The sequence below is a fragment of the Pseudomonas sp. FP1154 genome (assembly GCF_030687245.1).
GTDB classification, from domain to species: Bacteria; Pseudomonadota; Gammaproteobacteria; order Pseudomonadales; family Pseudomonadaceae; genus Aquipseudomonas; species Aquipseudomonas rhizophila.
In genome coordinates this window covers 644,132-664,045 of sequence record NZ_CP117465.1, presented here as the reverse complement: position 1 = coordinate 664,045, position 19,914 = coordinate 644,132, and the positions used below count along the sequence as shown (strand labels likewise).

Genomic DNA, 19,914 nt, shown 5'->3' with positions numbered 1-19,914 from the left:
ATCACACGAAACGACGTGCAACCCACCTGTAACAACCCGCGTCACCGAACTGCACACTGGCGGTGCACAACTGCTACAACCCGCACCATAACAGGCTAGACGTTGTGGTGGAAAACGAGCGCTGCGGCAACATTTTTCAACATTCAGATCACAATTCGCAGGCACTGGCCGGCGTGATACAGCGAAAAACCCGCTTCATACAAGCAGCTGCGCAAGCCTGTCCCGGCCAGTGGCCGCATGGCGGCGAAGGGAATCGGCAGCGCGCTGGCGTCGCCGTGACACAGATAGTCGGCAAAGGCTTTGCCCACTACTGTGCCAGTCGTCACGCCGCGGCCGTTGTAACCCGTCACGGCCACCAGACCGGGGGCCGGCTCGAACAGGCGCATCAGGTGATCGGGGGTGAAGGCGATACACCCGGTCCAGGTGCATTCCCATTCCACCGGCTTGAGGTAAGGGAAGTAGTGCTGTTGCACCCGGTCGGCCCAGGCCTTGAGGAACCAGGCGGGTTTGCGATTGCCGTTACCCAGGCTGCCCAGCAACAGACGCCCGTCCTTGTCCCGACGAATGCTGCTCAACACCTGGCGGGTGTCCCACGAGCCCTGGCCGCCTGGCAGAATGCGCTGCGCCGCTTCGTCGGTCAGCGGAGCGGAGGCAACCTGATAGTAGTAACCGGGAAAGAAATTGCGCCGCAGCTCCGTCCAGTCACCTTCGGTGTAGGCATTGGACGCGATCACCACTTGCTCGGCCAGCACCGAACCCTGGGCAGTTTGCACCGACCAACGCTGGCCCTGGCGTTCCAGGCGCGTGACGGGGGAATGATCAAACAACTGGCCACCAAGGTCGCCGGCAGCCTTGGCCAGTCCACTGGTGTAGGCCATCGGATTGAGCGTGCCGGCACGCCGGTCGAGCAATGCCGCAGCGATTTTCGAGGTGCCCGTGGCCTGGGCACACGCCTGGCCGGTGAGCAACTCCACCGGGGCGCCACGGCGCTTCCATTGTTCTTCACGACTGCGCAGGTCCGCTTCGCCCCTGGCGTTGTGAGCCATGTGCAGCGTGCCTTCGCGTCGCAGCTGGCAATCAATGTTGTATTTATCGACGAGGCTGAACACCAGCGCCGGCGCCGCCCCGAGCATGCGATTGAGCTGACTGCCCACCGCTTCGCCGAAGCCGGCTTCTATCTCATCCGGCGGGATCCACAAGCCGGCGTTGACCAATCCGACATTGCGCCCCGACCCACCATGCCCGGCCCGATGGGCCTCCAGCACAGCCACGCGCTTGCCTTGTTCGAGCAAATGCACCGCCGCCGACAAACCGGTAAAACCTGCGCCGATCACGCAGACATCCACCGTGATTTCGCCGGTGAGGGCGGTATTTTCAGGTCTTTGCGGCGTCAGTTTTTCCCACAGACATTCTTCGCGTAACGGCATTGCCAGACTCCGGAAATGAAACCCAACCACTGCACATAAACTCATTGTGGGAGCGAGCCTGCTCGCGATGCGGTTTACCTTGCAACATCCATGTTGGCTGATCCGACGCTATCGCGAGCAGGCTCGCTCCCACAGGGGACACTCGTTGACACGACCTCAGTCGAAAGTAATCCCCTGCGCCAACGGCAGCTCCAGCGAGTAGTTCACGGTGTTGGTCTGGCGACGCATGTAACCGCGCCATGCATCGGAGCCTGACTCACGTCCGCCGCCGGTCTCTTTCTCGCCGCCGAACGCGCCGCCGATTTCCGCGCCGCTCGGGCCGATGTTGACGTTGGCGATGCCGCAGTCGCTGCCCACTGCTGACATGAATTGCTCGGCTTCACGCACGTCCGTGGTGAAGATGCAGGACGACAGGCCTTGAGGCACCGCGTTATTGAGTTGCAGGGCCTGGGCAAAATCCTTGTAGCCGACCACATAAAGGATCGGCGCGAAGGTTTCGTGGCACACCACATCGCTCTGCTCCGGCATCTCGACGATGGCCGGCGAGACGTAATAGGCATTCGGGAACTGGTCTTCAAGCTGGCGTTTGCCACCAAATACTCGCCCGCCTTCGCTCAAGGCCTGCTCCAGTGCATCCTGCATGTTGTCGAAGCTCTGCTTGTCGATCAGCGGCCCGACCAGGTTGCCTTCCAGCGGATGGCCGATGCGCACTTTCGAATACGCGGCCTTGAGCCGGCTGACGATCTCTTCTTTCACCGACTCATGGGCAATCAGGCGGCGCAGCGTCGTGCAACGTTGGCCGGCGGTGCCGACGGCGCTGAACAGGATGGCGCGCACGGCCATGTCCAGATCGGCGCTGGGGGCCAGGATCATCGCATTGTTGCCACCCAGCTCGAGGATGCTGCGGGCAAAGCGCGCGGCGACTTTCGGCGCCACTTCACGGCCCATGCGGGTGCTGCCGGTGGCGCTGATCAACGCGACGCGCGGATCGTCCACAAGCGCTTCGCCAGCATCGCGGCCACCGATGATCACTTGACTGAGGTACGGTGGCGCATCGCTGAAGTTCTTCAGCACACGTTCGAACAACGCTTGGCAGGCCAGGGCGGTGAGCGGGGTCTTTTCCGAGGGTTTCCAGATCACCGCATTGCCGCACACCAGCGCCAGCGTCGTGTTCCAGGCCCAGACCGCCACGGGGAAGTTGAAAGCGCTGATCACGCCGACCACGCCCAGCGGATGCCAGGATTCACGCATGTGGTGGCCCGGACGCTCGGAGGCGATGGTCAGGCCGTACAGCTGACGGGACAGACCGACTGCGAAGTCGCAGATGTCGATCATCTCTTGCACTTCACCCAAACCTTCCTGGGTGATCTTGCCGGCTTCCCAGGACACCAGCTCGCCGAGGTCGGCCTTGTACTCGCGCAGCAGATCACCAAATTGACGTACCAACTCGCCGCGGCGAGGGGCCGGCACCTGGCGCCACAGGTCGAACGCATGCTCGGCGCGGCTGACCTGCTGCTCAACCTCTGCGGCGCCCTCCCAGTTCACGGCGCCGATGCGACTGCCGTCGATGGGCGAATGCACCGGTTGTGTGCCGCTCTGGTACAAGGCCGGTTCGACACCCAGACGATCAAGCAATGCAGCAACCATGGTTAATTCCTCAAACAAAAGACAAAGAATTGGCAGCCGGACGATCACGGCTGATCAGACCTGTAGTTGTAGCTGGCCCGAGACTTGCCAACAAACGACCTTTAAGCGAGATATCATTCCGTTTATTCATGCTGGCCATGACCGGATAAGCAGCGCCACAAGAAATAAGGCCTCATCATGATCAATAAACGCTATTTGCCGTCGATCACGGCGCTACAGTGCTTCGAAGCGGTGACCCGACACCTGAGCTTCACTCGCGCCGCCGAAGAGCTGAACCTGACTCAGAGCGCCGTCAGCAAACAGGTCGCACAGTTGGAGGAACTGCTACAGCATTTGCTGTTTCGCCGCGTACGTCGACGCTTGCAGCTGACACCGGCCGGGGATTTGTACCTGGGGGAGGTACGAAAAATCCTTACGCAGGTGGAGATGTCGACCCACTACTTGCGCTCCTACGGCGGCGATACCGAAGTCCTACGGGTTTCCACACCGCCAACCTTCGGAGCTCGCTGGCTGGTCCCACGGCTCAAAGGCTGGCGCCTGCGGCACCCGAAAATTCATCTGGACCTGTGCAGCGAGCAGGAGGCCGACGACTTGCTTCAGGGGCGCAGCGACCTGGCGTTCTATTTCGGCCAGGGCTCACGGCCCGGCGCCGAATCCCTGAAACTGTTCGGCGAAGAACTGGTGCCGGTCTGCGCGCCTGGCAATCTGCCGGCCCAGCCCTTCAGCGACCCGACGCAACTGACCGATCTGGTGCTGCTGCAAAACGCCTCACGCCCCCAGGCCTGGCACGACTGGTTCGCCAGCCAGGGTTATCACACCGAACACAGCTACCACGGGCCGCGCTTCGAAACGTTCTACATGTGCATCCGGGCCGCCCAGGTTGGCTGCGGCGTCGCCCTGCTGCCGCGCTTTCTGGTGGAAGAAGAACTGGCTGACGGCAAGCTGGTGATCCCCTGGCACTATGCGATGCCCAGTACCGATGCCTATTACCTGGCCTATCCTGAACATTCGGCGGAAGTGCCCAAGGTCAGGCTTTTTGTGGAGTGGATGCTGGAGCAGAACGAGGTTTCGATGGCACCTTGAGCATGGCTATCGCGGGCAAGCCTTGCTCCCACAAGGGCATAGCAACGCTGTCAGTCGCACGCTCTTCTGTGGGAGCAAGGCTTGCCCGCGATGAGGCCCGTTGGCATATCCAGACACTCCAGCGGAGTACCCGCCGTTAAAAAATCGCTGGCAATACTCACCAGGGTTATGCGCCACTAGCCCCTTCACCACCAACCGCTGCACCCCGCTGCCCGCCGCAGCGGCCTGTCTGGAGATTCCCGCCATGAGCGAGAGTGTATTTGCCGATCGCATCGTGCAGAACCTGCTCGACACCGACTTCTACAAACTGACGATGATGCAGGCGGTGCTGCACAACTACCCCAACGTCGAAGTCGAATGGGAATTTCGCTGCCGCAACAGCGAAGACCTGCGCCCGTATCTGGCGGAGATCCGCTTTCAGATCGAACGCCTGGCCGAGCTGAGTCTGAGCGTCGACCAGTTGGGCTTCCTGGAGCGCATCAGCTTCCTCAAACCCGATTTCCTGCGTTTTCTGGGCCTGTTCCGTTTCAATCTGCGCTATGTGCACACCGGTATCGAGAACGGCGAGCTGTTTATCCGCCTGCGTGGGCCATGGTTGCATGTGATTCTGTTCGAAGTGCCGCTGCTGGCCATCGTCAGCGAGGTACGTAATCGCTATCGCTACCGCGAGATCGTTCTGGAGCAGGCGCGCGAACAGCTGTATCGCAAGTTCGACTGGCTGACCGCCAACGCCAGCGCCGACGAGTTATCCGAACTGCAGGTCGCGGACTTCGGCACCCGCCGGCGGTTTTCCTATCGCGTCCAGGAAGAAGTCGTCAACGTGCTCAAGCACGATTTCCCTGGACGCTTCGTCGGCACCAGCAATGTGCACCTGTCCCGCGAGCTGGACATGAAACCCCTGGGCACCATGGCCCACGAATGGATCATGGCCCATCAGCAACTGGGCCCGCGGCTGATCGACAGTCAGATCGCCGCCCTCGATTGCTGGGTGCGTGAGTACCGGGGCCTGCTGGGAATCGCACTGACCGATTGCATCACCATGGACGCTTTCCTCAAGGACTTCGATCTGTTCTTCGCCAAGCTGTTCGACGGCTTGCGCCATGACTCCGGGGACCCGGTCATCTGGGCCGAAAAAGCCATTGCTCACTACCACAAGCTCGGTATCGACCCGATGAGCAAGACACTGGTGTTCTCCGATAGCCTGACACTGCCCAAATGCCTGGAGATTTTTCGGGCATTGCGTGGTCGCATTAATGTCAGCTTCGGTATCGGCACCAACCTGACGTGTGACATCCCGGGTGTGGAGCCGATGAGCATCGTGCTTAAAATGATCAGCTGTGACGGGCAACCCGTGGCCAAGATTTCAGACGAGCCCGGCAAGACCCACTGCAAAGACCCGAATTTCGTCGCTTACATGCGACACGTTTTCCAAGTACCTGCCGCCCTTTGACACACCAAGCAAGGAGTGAATTCATGCAAGCCGTACAGCGTGAGATTGCTGAACAGCTCAAGGTTCAGCCACCGTTCGCCGATGACGCTGCCCTCAAGGCCGAAGTCGCTCGTCGGGTGGGCTTTATCCAGGATTGTCTGGTCAACTCCGGACTCAAGACCCTCGTACTGGGCATCAGCGGCGGGGTCGATTCGCTGACCGCCGGCCTGCTGGCCCAACGCGCAGCGCGTGAACTGCGGGAGAAAACCGGCAACGCCGCCTACAAGTTCATTGCCGTGCGCCTGCCGTACGAAACCCAGTTCGACGAACATGAAGCCCAGGCCTGCGTGGACTTCATCGAGCCGGACGAGCGCCATACCGTCAACATCGGTCCGGCGGTCAAGGCACTGGCCAAGGAAGTGCTGGCGTTCGAAGGCAAAGGGCCGGGCTCCCGGGATTTCGTGCTGGGCAATACCAAGGCGCGGATGCGCATGGTGGCGCAGTACACCATCGCCGGTGCCGAGCAAGGCCTGGTCATCGGCACCGACCATGCGGCCGAAGCCGTGATGGGTTTCTTCACCAAGTTCGGTGACGGCGCCTGTGACCTGGCGCCGTTGAGCGGCCTGGTGAAAAACCAGGTCCGGGCTATTGCCCGAGACTTCGGCGCGCCGGAATCGCTGGTGGAAAAAGTCCCCACTGCCGACCTTGAGGACCTGTCGCCCGGCAAGCCCGACGAAGCCGCCCACGGCGTGACCTATGGCGAGATCGATGCGTTCCTGCATGGGCTGCCGGTGCGCGAAGAAGCCGCTCGAATCATTTGCGAGACCTATCGCAAGACCGAGCACAAGCGGGTGATGCCGTACGCGCCGTGACCGGCAATCCCTGTGGGAGCGAGCCTGCTCGCGATAGCGGTGGGTCAGTTTGCATTGATGTTGAATGTGCTGCCGTCATCGCGAGCAGGCTCGCTCCCACAGGATGTGCGGTTATTGGCGAGGCACAAAAAAGCGCCCTGAAACGGGCGCTTTTTTTATGCCTGATGTGATTACTTCAGGGTAACCGTGCCTTTCATCATCGAGATGTGGCCCGGGAACGAGCAGAAGAAGCCGTATTTCTCATCGGCGCTCAGTTTCGACACATCGAAAGTCACCGAGTCCTTCTCCTTGGCCCCAATGAGCTTGGTGTGAGCGATGATGCGCGCATCGTCTTCTTTCAGGTAGTTCTTGTCGATGCCGGCTGCCAGGCCATCGGTAGCAATCGGCTGCATGTCAGCCTCTTTGCTCAGTACCCAGTTATGGCCCATGACGTTCTTCGGCAAGCTGCCTGAGTGAGTCAGTTCAACGGTGAAGGTCTTGCAGCTCTTGTCGATCTCGATGGCCTTGGTGCTGAAGGACATCTGGTCGGTCGAGTCGATGGTGGTCTTGCACTCGGCTGCCATCAGCTGGCTGCTGGCCAGCGTCAACAGGGATACTGCAGCAAGTTTGGCAAACATGGTGAATCTCCAAGGCATGGTTAGAAAAATTCCGTCAATGGGGAAGACTGCCTGAATTTCAGACAAGTTCCTATGACCTGAGTCAAAGATTGTATACAACTTAAGGCTATCAGCCTGATGAGCATAATCAACCAGCCAAAGGTATGAGGCGGCCATATGATCAGCTCCATCACCTCTCTGGAGTACCGCATCATGAACCTCAACGGCCTGCTGTGCAGCTTGCTTGCCGCCTACGCCTGCGGTGCCAGTGGCACCTACGAAAAACCCCGGCGCGAGGTTTAATTGCTTTGCGCAGCCAAAGCCAGGCTTTACTCTGGTCCAGTTACTGACCACGGAGTAAGGCATGTCTTTAGCGTCTGTTTGTGTATTTTGCGGCGCCAGCACCGGTAGCCACCCAGCCTATCGTGAAGCGGCGCAGGCCTTGGGGCGTGCGTTGGCAGAACGAAAACTGACCCTGGTCTATGGCGGCGGCGCGGTCGGCTTGATGGGCATCGTCGCCGATGCGGCCCTGGCGGCCGGCGGCGAAGTGATCGGTATCATCCCGCAGAGCCTCAAAGACAAGGAAATCGGCCACAGCGGCCTGACCCGCCTGGAAGTGGTGGACGGCATGCACGCCCGCAAGGCACGCATGGCTCAGCTCAGCGATGCCTTCATCGCCCTGCCCGGCGGCCTTGGCACGCTGGAGGAGTTGTTCGAAGTCTGGACCTGGGGCCAGCTCGGCTATCACAACAAACCGCTGGGGCTGCTGGAAGTGAACGGTTTCTACAGCAAACTCACCGGTTTTCTTGATCATATCGTCGGCGAAGGCTTCGTCCGTGGGCCCCACCGTGACATGCTGCAAGTGAGCGAATCACCCCACCACCTGCTCGATGCGCTGGACGAATGGCAACCGTCGGTGCAGCCAAAGTGGGCCGAACAAAAACCCAGCTAACGGCTCGACCCCGATACAGGGCAGAATACGCGCCGCTCAACCTCACCTTCGACCCCAGAGGATCGCCCATGGCCAAACCCAATTATTCCTTCGCCAAACGTCAGAGAGACTTGGCCAAGGAGCAGAAGAAAGAGGAAAAGCTTCAGCGCAAGAAAGCTACCGCTGAAGAAGAAGCAGCAGCACTGACCCCGGATACCGAAGGCGACGTGGCAGCAGACGTAGATGTTGATGCACCGAAAGATCAGACGCCCGACGCCTGATACCCTCAGGGCCCGATGATCTGATCCGGCCCCCCGGTTCTGTGTCCAGGGTCGGCAGCCTCGCTGCCGGCCCTCACAGCCCAGTCCGTTCCCACACTGGGATCTGTTTACGATTCAAGCGGCATCACCGTCACCCGCACTTCGGGGTCATGATCACCGCCGCCCAGAATGACTCCCCGCAACGGCGACACATCGGAAAAATCCCGGCCCCAGGCCAATGTGATGTGTTCCAGCGCCGGCTGAACGTTGTTGGTCGGGTCGAAGTCCACCCAGCCCAGCACCGGGCAAAACACCGAGATCCAGGCGTGCGAGGCATCGGCACCGATCAACCGTGGCTGACCCGGCGGCGGTTGAGTCAACAGGTAGCCGCTGACGTAACGCGCCGCCAACCCGCGGGAGCGCACGCAGGCCAGCATCAGGTGAGCAAAGTCCTGGCAAACGCCCCGCCGCCGTTCCAGCACCTCCACCAGCGGCGTTGCCACCTGGGTGGCTTCGGCATCGAAGGTGAACTCCTCGAATATTTTCTCCATCAGCGCCCGCACGCCGAGCATCAATGGGCGCCCCGGCGCGAAACAGCTTTCGGAAAACTCGACAAAGCTGCGCTTGAGGTGCACATAGGGTGACTCGAAACGATAGCGGCACGCATCCAGCAACGGAGCAGCCATTGGCCGGCCGCTGTAGGTCAACGCATGACGGGTTGACTCCCAGGCGGGGGACAAACTGAAGTCCAGCACAGGACGCGCCAACACTTCCACGCTCAGACGCGCGTTGACCAGCAACTCGTCATGGGGCCGTTCGAACGCCAGGCGGGTCAGTGGGTTGCCGAACACATCCAGCTCATCGCGGCGGGTCGTCGGCTCCGGGCTGATCAACAACTGCTGCTCGGTGCAACGCTGCCACTCACAGGGGCGCGGCCACAGGTGAGCAAGCTGCTGGGCCAGGGATACCGGGCTGTCGTAATGGTAGTGGGTGTCGTGGAAGATCTGGTAACGAGCGCTCATCAGACGGACACCGTACGCTGGCTGACGTCATCGACGTGAGCGAAATGACGCAAGGCCAGGCGATCGGACACCTGGCCGCTGACGTCGGCCACTTCCTGCAACAGATCGGCCAAGCCATCGAGGGCTGCGCGCAGGCTGGCCTCGCCGAACAGCGGACTCTCCAGGCAACGCAGGTCAAAGCATGACAGGCGAGCGACCAGCTCTGGCAAGGCGGTTTCCCTGGGCGCGCCGAAGTCATCGTTCAAGCGCTTGAGGGTACGGGCCACCAGTTTCAACTGGAAGAGCACCGCGTGAGGGTTTTGTTCGTCCAGCAACAGCAGGTCGAGCACCGGAATCAACTGGGCCACCGCCAGGTAACGCGAACGATAGGTGATGCTGCTGTTGCCCAGTTCCAGCAACCAGTCCAGCCCCGCCTGGTCGAACACCGCCTCGCCTCGCAGGAACGCCGCAAGGCTGCTGCTGAGAAATTGCAGGCGCTCCAGACGACGACCGATCATCAGGAAACGCCAGCCCTCGTCGCGGGTCATGTCGTCCAACGCGAATCCGGACAACGCCGCCAGGGACATCACCAAACGGTTGAGAAAATCCAGCAACTCACCGAAATCCGGCTCCGCGGTTTCCAGCTCCATGGCTTCGCGCTGCAGCTCCACCAGTGCCTGCCAGTTCTCCCGGGACAGCTTACCGCGAACCTGGGAGGCCGCCCACTGCAATCGCTGCAGGTTGGAACGCAGGCTGAACGACCAATCGTCCCCCAACAAGGCCGCCAGCAGTCGCTCGGGCAGCTCGCCCTCCTCCGGCAACAGCATCAGGCTTTCCCCCAGGGATACCGCCGACTGCAGCGCTTGCGGGTCGTCGCCATCGACATAGCGCGCCAGCATGATCCGCAGCAGCCGCGCACTGTCGTCACAGCGCTCGCAGTAGCGACCGAACCAGAACAGATTTTCCACGACGCGGGACGGCAGATAGGGATCACGCCGAACCAGATCGTGGACGCCCACGGTTCGCTGGGCCTTCCATTGTTCGCCACTGGGCGGCTGTTCTCCCAAGACCCAAGTGTCCTTACTGGCGCCGCCTCGCTGCATCGACACCACTTCGGCGTCGGCCTCGGCCGCCACGCGGGTCAGGCCGCCCGGCAGCACCCGATAGTCATCCTCCCCGGAAACGGCATACACGCGCATGCCGATGGCCCGCGGCTGAAGCTGACCGTCTTCGGCCTGCCAGACCGGTGCCTGGGACAGCTGCGCCAGCTCCTGGGCGACATAGGCATAGGGACGCGCCTGCATGCGCGCGGCCAGAAGTGCACGCTGTTGTTCGTTCAGGTCGCGCCCCAATACCGGGCTGAAACTTTGGGAAGGAAACGCCGGTTTGATCAGCAAGTGCGGCAGTTTTTCCAAGGCCTGGGCCAGCACCGGCGGCTCACCGCACCACCAGGTGGCGATGGACGGCAGTATCAGTTCCTCACCGAACAGAAACTGGCTGATCTTTGGCAAAAAACCCAACAGGCCCGGTGATTCCAGCACGCCGCTGCCCAAGGCATTGGCCACCAGAACCCGGCCCTGGCGCACCGCCTCCAACAATCCCGGTACACCCAAGGCCGAATCGGTGCGCAGCTCCAACGGGTCGCAGAAATCATCGTCGAGCCGGCGCAAGATGGCGTGAACCCGTCGTAGCCCGCTCAGGGTCTTGAGGTACACCGTGGCGTCGCGAACGGTCAGGTCGCTCCCTTCCACCAGCGGATAGCCCAGCTGGCGCGCCAGGTAAAGGTGTTCGAAATAGCTTTCGTTGAACCGTCCAGGCGTCAACAGCACCACCAGCGGCGACTCGCCATCACTGGGGGCCTGACGCGCAAGGGTCTGCTGCAAGGTGCGGAAGAAACCGGCCAGGTGCTTGACCTTCAGGTCACGATACAAATCGGGAAAGGCGCGGGAGACGATCATGCGATTTTCCAGCGCATACCCGGCCCCCGAAGGCGCCTGGGTTCGATCCGCCGTGACCCACCAGCGACCGTCGGGCGTACGGGCCAGGTCCACGGCATACAGGTGCAGGAAAATGCCGTCCGGCGGCGTGATGCCCTGGCACGGCCAGAGAAAATTGTTGTGCCCGAACACCAGTTCCGCCGGCAGCAGCCCCTCACTGATCAGCCGTTGCGGCCCGTACAGGTCGGCCAGTACTGCGTTGAGCAAGCGTGCACGCTGGGCGATGCCCGCCGACAGTTGCTTCCACTCCTGCGCATCGATCACGTGGGGCAGCAGGTCCAGCTCCCACGGCCGGTCGGCGCCCTTCGGGTCCGCATAGACGTTGTAAGTGACACCGTTTTCCTGGATCTGCCGGGCCAACAGTGCCTGACGCTGGAGCAGTTGGGCCGGCGTACTGCGCTGCAAATGGTCGAGCAGGCGGCGCCAGTGCCCGCGCACCGCGCCACTGTCGTCCATCAATTCGTGATAGGTGCCCGTCGTCAGCGGGTAACGGTCAAGCAGGTCAGGCATGGAAAGCTCGGCAGACAGCAATGAAACGTGAGACTAGCGCAAGCGCATGACACCCGGATAGTTGAAATATCCGGGTGTCGTGTACGACTTAGGGAGCGCTCTCAAAAACGTCGCAGATCGAGCGTGAGGGGAAACTCGTCGTCCACTGTCAGGTGAGGTATCGGAAGTTTCCCAGGCGTGTGTCCGAGACGGAAAAAACGCGCCATTCGCCGGCTCTCCGCCTCATTGGCATTGACCGGCAGGCTGTCGTAATTACGTCCCCCCGGATGGGCCACATGATACTGGCACCCCCCCACCGAACGTTGCGTCCAGGTGTCGAGTAAATCGAAGACCAACGGCGCATGGACCGCAATGGTCGGCTGCAGGCAGTTGGCCGGTTGCCAAGCGCGAAAACGCACCCCGGCGACAAATTCGCCGACCCGGCCGGTGGCTTGAAGCGGCACCGGAACACCGTTGCAGGTCAGCAGATACCGTTGCGGCGCCAGGCCGCTAAGCTTGACCTGCAAACGTTCAAGAGAAGAGTCCACATACCGCACGGTGCCGCCCGCTGCCCCCTCTTCTCCCAGTACATGCCAGGGTTCAAGGGCCTGGCGCAATTGCAGTTCGATGCCGCTGACCGCGTAATCACCCACCTTGGGAAAACGAAACTCCAGGTGCGCGGCGAACCATTCGGCCCGCAGCGGGTAACCGGCGGCGTTCAGTTCATTGATGACGTCGGCAAAATCCTGTTCGATAAAATGCGGCAACAGGAAGCGGTCATGCAGTTCGGTCCCCCACCGCGCCAGCTTCGCAGGCAGGTAGGGCTCACGCCAGAACCGCGCCACCAGCGCCCGCAGCAATAGCTGCTGGGCCAGGCTCATACGGGCGTGGGGCGGCATTTCAAAAGCCCGCAGCTCCAATAGACCGAGACGCCCGGTGGCGCCGTCCGGCGAATAGAGCTTGTCGATGCAAAATTCGGCACGATGGGTGTTGCCGGTCACGTCGATCAACAGATTGCGCAACAGCCGATCAACCAGCCAGGGCGGGCACTCTTCGCCAGGTTGCGGCATTTGTGCGAAGGCAATTTCCAGCTCATACAACGCATCGTTGCGCGCTTCGTCCACCCGGGGCGCCTGGGACGTCGGGCCGATGAACAAGCCGGAAAACAGGTAGGACAACGACGGGTGGTTATGCCAGTAGCTGATGAGACTGCGCAGCAGGTCAGGGCGCCGTAGAAAGGGAGAGTCGGCCGGGGTTGCGCCCCCTAGTACGAAATGGTTGCCACCACCGGTGCCGGTGTGCCGACCGTCGATCATGAATTTCTCGGTGGTCAGCCGGGTCTGTCGCGCCTCTTCGTAAAGAAACTCGGTGCGCTCGACCAGTTCATCCCAGGTCGCGGACGGCTGCACGTTAACCTCGATCACACCCGGATCGGGGGTGATGCGAAAGTTACTCAGGCGCGGGTCGCTCGGTGGCTCGTAGCCTTCCAACAGTACCGGGCAATGCAGCTCCTCGGCTGTCGCTTCGATGGCGCTGACCAGTTCCAGATAATCCTCGACCCGCTCCAGGGGCGGCATGAACAGGTACAAACGCCCCTCGCGAGCCTCGGCACAAAACGCCGTGCGGGTCAGCCAGTCGGCGGATTCGTCAATCTGCGGGGCACGATCCTGCTCGGTTGCCGGCTCACCATGACGGGCCAGGCGTTCGGCATCGGGCAGCACCGGCAGGTCCTGGTTCGGGTCGGTGGGATGAATGAAGGGGTATTCGGCCGCTGTCACCCAGGGCTGGGAAGCCAATGGCAGGCGGTAGCCCAAGGGCGAATCCCCCGGTACCAACCGGCAGTGACTATCGCGCAGGTACCATCGACCGCTTTGCCATTGATCGCCCTTGGCGGTACGCGCCAGCGGCAGGACCTGCCCGATCACTTTATCCAGGCCCTGACTGAAGACCTTGCGCAACCGTTCCCGCTCCAAAGCATCTTCCAGGCGGGGGTCCTGGGCCGTGACGTTCGATGGCAATGCACCTTCGCGCCAGAGGTAATAGAAATTGTCCTCGTAGGCTGGGAACACGAATCGCGCAGGAATTTTCAAACGCTCGGCAACGCTTGTCAGAAAGCGCCCGGCCATTTCGCCGTCGGCGCCGTAGTCCTGCTGCTCGTCGGCGATCAACGCACTGTTGTGCCAGATCGGCACTCCGTCACGCCGCCAATAGCAGTTGAGCGACCAGCGCGGCAACTGCTCACCGGGGTACCACTTGCCCTGGCCAAAATGCACAAGCCCCTGGGGCGCATAATGCTTGCGCATGCGCTGGAACAGCTCGGCGGAGAGGCGACGTTTGTCCGGCCCCAGCGCGGCGGTGTTCCATTCGGCGCCGTCCGGGTCATCAATCGAGACGAAGGTCGGTTCGCCCCCCATGGTCAGGCGCACATCGCCTTCCAGCAGGTCGGCATCAATTTTCCGGCCCAACGCCTGAATCGCCAGCCACTGCTCTTCGGTGTAGGGCTTGGTGACCCGTGGCGCTTCCCAGATCCGCTCGACGGACATTTCGTGGCTGAATTCGCACTCGCACGGTTCCACCAAGCCACTGATGGGCGCCGCCGAGGACGGATCGGGACTACAGGCCAACGGAATATGCCCTTCACCGGCGAACAACCCGGACGTCGCATCCAGGCCGATCCAGCCGGCACCGGGCAGGTAGACCTCGCACCAGGCATGCAAGTCGGTGAAATCCACCTCGGTACCGGACGGACCGTCGAGGCTTTTCACGTCGGCGGTCAACTGGATCAGGTAACCGGAAACGAACCGCGCGGCCAGGCCAAGGTTGCGCAACAACTGCACCAGCAACCAGGCCGAGTCGCGGCAGGAACCGGACGCATGCTCCAGGGTGTGCTCCGGGGTCTGGACGCCCGGTTCCATACGGATCAGGTAGTTGATGTCTTCGCTCAGGCGCTGGTTGAGCGCCACCAGGAAATCCACCGCCGGCAACGGCGTGCGGTCGATGCCGTCCAGATAGGCCTGGAATCTCGGCGTCAACGGCAGGGTTTCAAGGTAAGGCGCCAACTCCTTGCGCTCATCGGCGGCATAGGTGAACGGGATTTTTTCCGCGTAGGGTTCCAGGAAAAAGTCGAACGGATTGAACACCGCCATTTCAGCCAGCAGATCGACTTCAATGCGCAGCTCCCGGGTTTTCTCGGGAAACACCAACCGTGCCAGGTAATTGCCCTGGGGATCCTGCTGCCAGTTGATGAAGTGCTGGTCAGGCGCGACCTTCAGCGCATAAGAAAGAATCCGCGTGCGGCTGTGGGCCGCCGGGCGCAGGCGAACGATCTGCGGACCGAGCTCGACAGCGCGGTCGTATCGGTAATGCGTGACATGGTGCAATGCGACGTGAATCGACACGACGTACCTCCTGCGAGCCTGGGCGTTATCGAAAGCGGCGCAAGACTTATGCCATGCAGGCAAGCCGGACACTTTCTTCGTCTACTCAAGGCTAGAGCACTAAAAGCGCGCGATGCTCGCATTCGGGTGCAAAGCTAAGCACATAAATGTGGCAGCGGCGGTAGCGAATCGACTCAACGCCGTGAGCGGGAGGCTTTGGCGGCCTGGATGAAGAGTTCGCGTTGGCGGCGGACTTCTACCAGCTTGCTGCGCATTTCGCGGTGACGTTTGCTGTTGAGCAGTAGCAGCCCGAGCAATGGAAAAAACAGACCCGCCGCATAAACGAATCGATTCGGGCGATAACCAATAGTCGGCAAGACACAACAACAGACAGACCACAAAAAGCCCGGCAAACACCCAGACCCAACCCGCTCTGCCGCGCACGACCATAAAGTTGCTATGGACCAGAACCAACGTACAAATAGCAATGCATACAGCGGAAATTTTCGCTTGGCTCGACAACGTAGCGCGCACAAAAAAACTGTCGAGAAGAGCAAAGAGCGCCAGTAAACACGATATTTTCGCCACGAATATCGTTGCGATGAAGGTCGGAAAGTAGCGCTTCATAAAATGGATGAAAGTCGGATAGTTTTCCATCTAGCGTCCTTTCCTTTTCTTCTGTAAACGGACGGCAGACCTTATCGCCATACGCTCCTCGCGCAACTCCGACAATTTCTGGCGCATCTCTCGATGGCGCTTACTGTTGAGCAATAGCAGCCCCAGCAACGGGAACAACAACCCCGTCACATAGGCAAAAGGATGCGGCTTGTAGCCGTAGGTGGGGAGGACCGTGAAGAGACACGCCAGATAGAACACAACGATGGCACGAACACCCCATGACCGCCCCCTGATCATGACGAAATGGCTCAACGCCAAGAGCAGAGAGAGGATCAGCGCAACCAGAAAAGAATACTTGGCCCGTTCAGGATCGCCTCGAAAGTAAGTGCTAGAGACTAATGAAATTGAAGCGGAAACCGCGAAACAGGCTAGAAAAAAAGCGCAGATGAAGGTTGGAAAATAATGAGCGAGGAAAGCGTTCAATGAATGCTTGCGGTCCATTATTCAACTTCCTCATACAGCCCCACGGCAATTGTCTTCAGGTTCCCAGACAAGCTACTGCCCGTTAAGCCGATGGCTGCCCCCAGGGAGTCGCGAATCTGGGTCACGGTCGCGTGATTGATCTGGGTAGCCGTGAAACGCTTTGCAAGCGTCCCCGAACGCTGGCGAAGCTTTAATAGTTTGTTAGTCAGGCTTGGGTCCTTCAGTGTTAACAACTCTTTGGTCAATGCCTTTCTTTGCTGACGAGTCAAACCTTTGGAAAGCTCGTACCAACTCCTGCCAGTCGAGACCTTCCTCGCTTGCAAGAGTTTGAGCGTTGTTAAAGTGGATGCCCCGGCTCCCAGCAATGATGCGGCATCCAACACTGGCATTGCGTAGCGATACCAGTCCTCACTGTCCATATCATCATTAGCTGCTGGATCGTTGAGTTCGTTGTAGGTACGCATGCTCCCAACCACGCACTGCGCAGTACTGGCAGCGGCGGCGGTTGCCCCCACGGCTGTGACAACCAGGCTTGCACCCGCTGTAAATGGAACTGCGATCGTGCCACTGAAAACCACAATCCAGCCCAGAATGGCGCCAGCGCAGGATAACGTCGTATTGACAGCCTCTCCCACTAAACGAGACTCACGCGGGTTGTTCTTTACCTGATCAGCAAACTGAGCCGGCGCAATGTACTTCTGCGCCTCGCGCAAGATGATCCGCTTGGGCTTGATACTGCAAATCGGCTTGAACTCGCGCAGGGTCACCACGTTGAATTCGGCATCGATGTACACCACGCCAGCGCCGACGATACTGGGATCGGCGTCGATGGCCGCGAACAGGCGCGGCAGGTTGATCTGGCTTTCGATGCGTTGGCGGGCCATGAACTGGGAGGGGCTGTAGTCCATGCCGATACCCGGTAAAGGGGTACTCATATGAATCGTCCTTGAAAATCCGAGGGTGAGAACTTTATTGCCTGTGTGGCCGTGATTGCGGGCAAGCCGGGCTCTGCCAGGGCCAACACTGACATCTGTGGCGAGGGAGCAAGCTCCCTCGCCACAAGAGCGGTGTTTGGCTTTATTGCACGGAACTGACTGGCATTGGCGGTCGCCACGATAGCAAACGAGTAGCACAGCCGCTAGAAAGCAAAACGCCAGCTTTTAAGCTGGCGTTTGCAATGTGGCTTGGCGATCAGCGCGGTACGACTGGCTTGCGCGCCGGTTTCGGCCCTTTGCCCTTGGCGGCGTCCTTGCGCTCCTTGGCGGCCTGCTGGTTGCGGGCGAATGCCGCGGCCTTGGCCTGCTCGCGCTTGTCCCACGGGTTGCCGCCGTCGCTGGCGCGCGGTGGCAGACCGGTGTGCTGGGTCAGGATCTTGGTGGTTTCCTTGCCTACCTTGTGGCTGCCAGCCGGCGTCGAGTTCTTGCGACGGGCGCTCTGGTAGCTGTCGGTGGCTGGCTGGTGCAACGGAATCAATTGATTCTTGCCCGGCCCGATCAGGTCGGCGCGGCCCATGCGGGTCAGCGCTTCGCGCAGCATCGGCCAGCCCTTGGGGTCGTGATAACGCAAGAAGGCCTTGTGCAGGCGGCGCTGCTCCTCGCTCTTGACGATGGTCACCGCGTCGCTCTTGTAGGTGACCTTGCGGAGCGGGTTCTTGCCCGAATGGTACATGGCCGTGGCGGTGGCCATCGGCGACGGATAGAACGCCTGCACCTGGTCAGCGCGGAAACCGTTGCCCTTGAGCCACAGCGCCAGGTTCATCATGTCTTCGTCGGTGGTGCCCGGGTGGGCGGCGATGAAGTACGGAATCAGGTACTGCTCTTTGCCGGCTTCCTTGGTGTACTTCTCGAACATCCGCTTGAATTTGTCATAGCTGCCGATGCCCGGTTTCATCATCTGGTTGAGCGGACCTTCCTCGGTATGTTCCGGGGCGATCTTCAGGTAGCCACCCACGTGGTGGGTCACCAGTTCCTTGACGTATTCCGGCGACTCGACCGCCAGATCGTAACGCAGGCCGGAGGCAATCAGGATCTTCTTCACCCCAGGCAATGCCCGGGCGCTGCGGTACAGCTGGATGAGCGAAGAATGGTCGGTATTGAGGTTCGGGCAGATACCGGGGAACACACAGGATGGCTTGCGGCACGCGGATTCGATTTCCGGGCTCTTGCAGGCAATGCGGTACATGTTCGCGGTCGGGCCGCCGAGGTCGGAAATGACGCCGGTGAAGCCCGGGACCTTGTCGCGGATCTCTTCGATCTCGCGAATGATCGATTCTTCAGAGCGGTTCTGGATGATCCGGCCTTCGTGCTCGGTGATCGAGCAGAAGGTGCAGCCGCCAAAGCAGCCACGCATGATGTTCACCGAGAAACGGATCATCTCGTAGGCCGGGATCTTTTCCTTGCCGTACGCCGGGTGCGGAACACGCGCGTAAGGCATGCCAAACACGTAGTCCATTTCCTCAGTGGTCATCGGAATGGGTGGTGGGTTGAACCAGACATCGACTTCACCATGCTTCTGCACCAGAGCACGGGCGTTGCCCGGGTTGGTTTCCAGGTGCAGCACGCGGTTGGCGTGAGCGTAGAGCACCGCATCGCCACGAACCTTTTCCACCGACGGCAGACGAATCACGGTCTTGTCGCGAGTCATGCGCGGGCTCGCCAGAATCTGCACGACCTTGGCTTCGCTCGGGTCTTCAACCGGACCTTTCTCTTGCTCGATGGCGCAGGCAGCGGTGTCCTGGGTGTTCACATACGGGTTGATGATCTTGTCGATCTTGCCCGGGCGGTCGATGCGGGTGGAATCGACCTCGTACCAGCCTTGCGGGGTGTCGCGGCGGATGAACGCGGTGCCACGGACATCGGTGATGTCTTCAATCTTGTGGCCATAGGACAGGCGCTGGGCGACTTCGACAATCGCCCGCTCGGCGTTGCCGTAGAGCAGGATGTCGGCGCAGGCGTCGATCAGGATCGAGTTGCGCACCCGGTCCTGCCAGTAATCGTAATGGGCGATGCGGCGCAGGGAGGCTTCGATACCGCCGAGCACGATCGGCACATGCTTGTAGGCTTCCTTGCAGCGCTGGCTGTAGACCAGGCTCGCACGGTCCGGCCGCTTGCCCGCCATGCCACCCGGGGTGTAGGCGTCGTCGGAACGGATTTTCTTGTCGGCGGTGTAGCGGTTGATCATCGAGTCCATGTTGCCGGCCGCGACGCCAAAAAACAGGTTCGGCTCGCCGAGCTTCATGAAGTCGTCTTTGGACTGCCAGTTTGGCTGGGCAATGATCCCGACGCGAAAGCCCTGGGCTTCCAGCAGCCGACCGATGATCGCCATGCCGAACGACGGGTGATCGACGTAGGCATCACCGGTCACGATGATGATGTCGCACGAATCCCAGCCGAGCTGATCCATCTCCTCCCTGCTCATGGGCAGGAACGGCGCGGGGCCGAAACATTCGGCCCAGTACTTGGGATAGTCAAATAACGGCTTGGCTGCTTGCATGTCGATGACCGGTATGAAAGATGAAAAATCGCGGGCGCGGAATATAGCACAAAAATTAACCAATTCCGACGGCTATGGTCGGAAATCGGTGGCGCACCGCACATCAAATGTGGGAGCGAGCTTGCTCGCGAAAGGGCCAGCACATTCAATGCATGTGCTGACGGTTACACCGCTATCGCGAGCAAGCTCGCTCCCACAGGGGAAGTGCAACC

Annotated in this window: 16 protein-coding genes; 6 read left to right on the top strand and 10 right to left on the bottom strand. The window is 60.7% G+C overall.

All coding sequences use genetic code 11. From position 1 onward, the window contains the following. Positions 1 to 143: 143 nt before the first annotated feature. Positions 144 to 1,427, bottom strand: a complete 1,284-nt coding sequence (locus PSH91_RS02925; protein WP_160893726.1) for an FAD-binding oxidoreductase — start codon at positions 1,425 to 1,427, stop codon at positions 144 to 146. 156 nt (positions 1,428 to 1,583) lie between these two features. Next, a complete protein-coding gene (locus tag PSH91_RS02920) occupies positions 1,584 to 3,074 on the bottom strand; it encodes an aldehyde dehydrogenase family protein (RefSeq protein WP_305467233.1) in 1,491 nt (496 codons plus the stop codon). 177 nt (positions 3,075 to 3,251) lie between these two features. Between PSH91_RS02920 and PSH91_RS02915 the strand changes: the two genes are divergently transcribed. The 3 genes from PSH91_RS02915 (at position 3,252) to nadE (ending at position 6,458) form a co-directional block, all read left to right on the top strand. Further along, complete coding sequence (locus tag PSH91_RS02915; protein ID WP_107321470.1) at positions 3,252 to 4,157, top strand: LysR family transcriptional regulator; 906 nt, start codon at positions 3,252 to 3,254, stop codon at positions 4,155 to 4,157. A 244-nt stretch (positions 4,158 to 4,401) separates the two neighbouring features. Beyond that, positions 4,402 to 5,607 (top strand): nicotinate phosphoribosyltransferase, encoded by a 1,206-nt coding sequence (pncB, locus tag PSH91_RS02910; protein WP_047227331.1) that lies wholly within the window; start codon positions 4,402 to 4,404, stop codon positions 5,605 to 5,607. A gap of 23 nt (positions 5,608 to 5,630) precedes the next feature. Further along, the gene (gene nadE, locus PSH91_RS02905; RefSeq protein WP_047227330.1) at positions 5,631 to 6,458 is read left to right on the top strand and encodes an ammonia-dependent NAD(+) synthetase; all 828 of its coding nucleotides are present in this window, start codon (positions 5,631 to 5,633) and stop codon (positions 6,456 to 6,458) included. Between the two features lie 170 nt (positions 6,459 to 6,628). Here nadE and azu read toward each other — a convergent pair whose 3' ends face one another. Further along, complete coding sequence (gene azu / locus PSH91_RS02900) at positions 6,629 to 7,075, bottom strand: azurin (protein ID WP_047227329.1); 447 nt, start codon at positions 7,073 to 7,075, stop codon at positions 6,629 to 6,631. A gap of 156 nt (positions 7,076 to 7,231) precedes the next feature. On the opposite strand from azu, the gene PSH91_RS02895 reads away from it, so the two are divergent. The 3 genes from PSH91_RS02895 to PSH91_RS02885 all read left to right on the top strand — a co-directional run bounded on the left by PSH91_RS02895 (position 7,232) and on the right by PSH91_RS02885 (position 8,266). Beyond that, positions 7,232 to 7,357, top strand: coding sequence for a hypothetical protein (locus tag PSH91_RS02895; RefSeq protein WP_257220608.1), 126 nt, complete (start codon positions 7,232 to 7,234; stop codon positions 7,355 to 7,357). A 61-nt stretch (positions 7,358 to 7,418) separates the two neighbouring features. Next, on the top strand, positions 7,419 to 8,006 hold the full coding sequence (locus tag PSH91_RS02890) for a TIGR00730 family Rossman fold protein (protein ID WP_047227328.1): 588 nt from the start codon (positions 7,419 to 7,421) through the stop codon (positions 8,004 to 8,006). Positions 8,007 to 8,074: 68 nt separating this feature from the next. Continuing rightward, positions 8,075 to 8,266, top strand: a complete 192-nt coding sequence (locus tag PSH91_RS02885; RefSeq protein WP_047227327.1) for a hypothetical protein — start codon at positions 8,075 to 8,077, stop codon at positions 8,264 to 8,266. A 107-nt stretch (positions 8,267 to 8,373) separates the two neighbouring features. Here PSH91_RS02885 and PSH91_RS02880 read toward each other — a convergent pair whose 3' ends face one another. The 7 genes from PSH91_RS02880 to PSH91_RS02850 form a co-directional block, all read right to left on the bottom strand. After that, positions 8,374 to 9,267 carry a transglutaminase family protein gene (locus tag PSH91_RS02880; RefSeq protein ID WP_047227326.1) on the bottom strand — a complete coding sequence of 298 codons (894 nt, stop codon included), beginning with the start codon at positions 9,265 to 9,267 and terminating at the stop codon, positions 8,374 to 8,376. After that, a complete protein-coding gene (locus tag PSH91_RS02875; RefSeq protein ID WP_305467228.1) occupies positions 9,267 to 11,753 on the bottom strand; it encodes a circularly permuted type 2 ATP-grasp protein in 2,487 nt (828 codons plus the stop codon). The genes PSH91_RS02880 and PSH91_RS02875 overlap by 1 nt, the downstream gene beginning before the upstream one ends. A gap of 101 nt (positions 11,754 to 11,854) precedes the next feature. Continuing rightward, positions 11,855 to 15,130 (bottom strand): DUF2126 domain-containing protein, encoded by a 3,276-nt coding sequence (locus PSH91_RS02870; protein ID WP_047227324.1) that lies wholly within the window; start codon positions 15,128 to 15,130, stop codon positions 11,855 to 11,857. A 99-nt stretch (positions 15,131 to 15,229) separates the two neighbouring features. Beyond that, positions 15,230 to 15,766: a hypothetical protein gene (locus PSH91_RS02865; RefSeq protein ID WP_305467227.1), complete on the bottom strand. Its 537-nt coding sequence runs from the start codon at positions 15,764 to 15,766 to the stop codon at positions 15,230 to 15,232. Continuing rightward, on the bottom strand, positions 15,767 to 16,228 hold the full coding sequence (locus PSH91_RS02860) for a hypothetical protein (protein WP_047227322.1): 462 nt from the start codon (positions 16,226 to 16,228) through the stop codon (positions 15,767 to 15,769). Next, on the bottom strand, positions 16,228 to 17,145 hold the full coding sequence (locus PSH91_RS02855) for a hypothetical protein (RefSeq protein WP_047227321.1): 918 nt from the start codon (positions 17,143 to 17,145) through the stop codon (positions 16,228 to 16,230). The genes PSH91_RS02860 and PSH91_RS02855 overlap by 1 nt, the downstream gene beginning before the upstream one ends. Before the next feature lie 256 nt (positions 17,146 to 17,401). Beyond that, complete coding sequence (locus PSH91_RS02850) at positions 17,402 to 19,702, bottom strand: YgiQ family radical SAM protein (protein ID WP_047227320.1); 2,301 nt, start codon at positions 19,700 to 19,702, stop codon at positions 17,402 to 17,404. Positions 19,703 to 19,914: the final 212 nt, after the last annotated feature.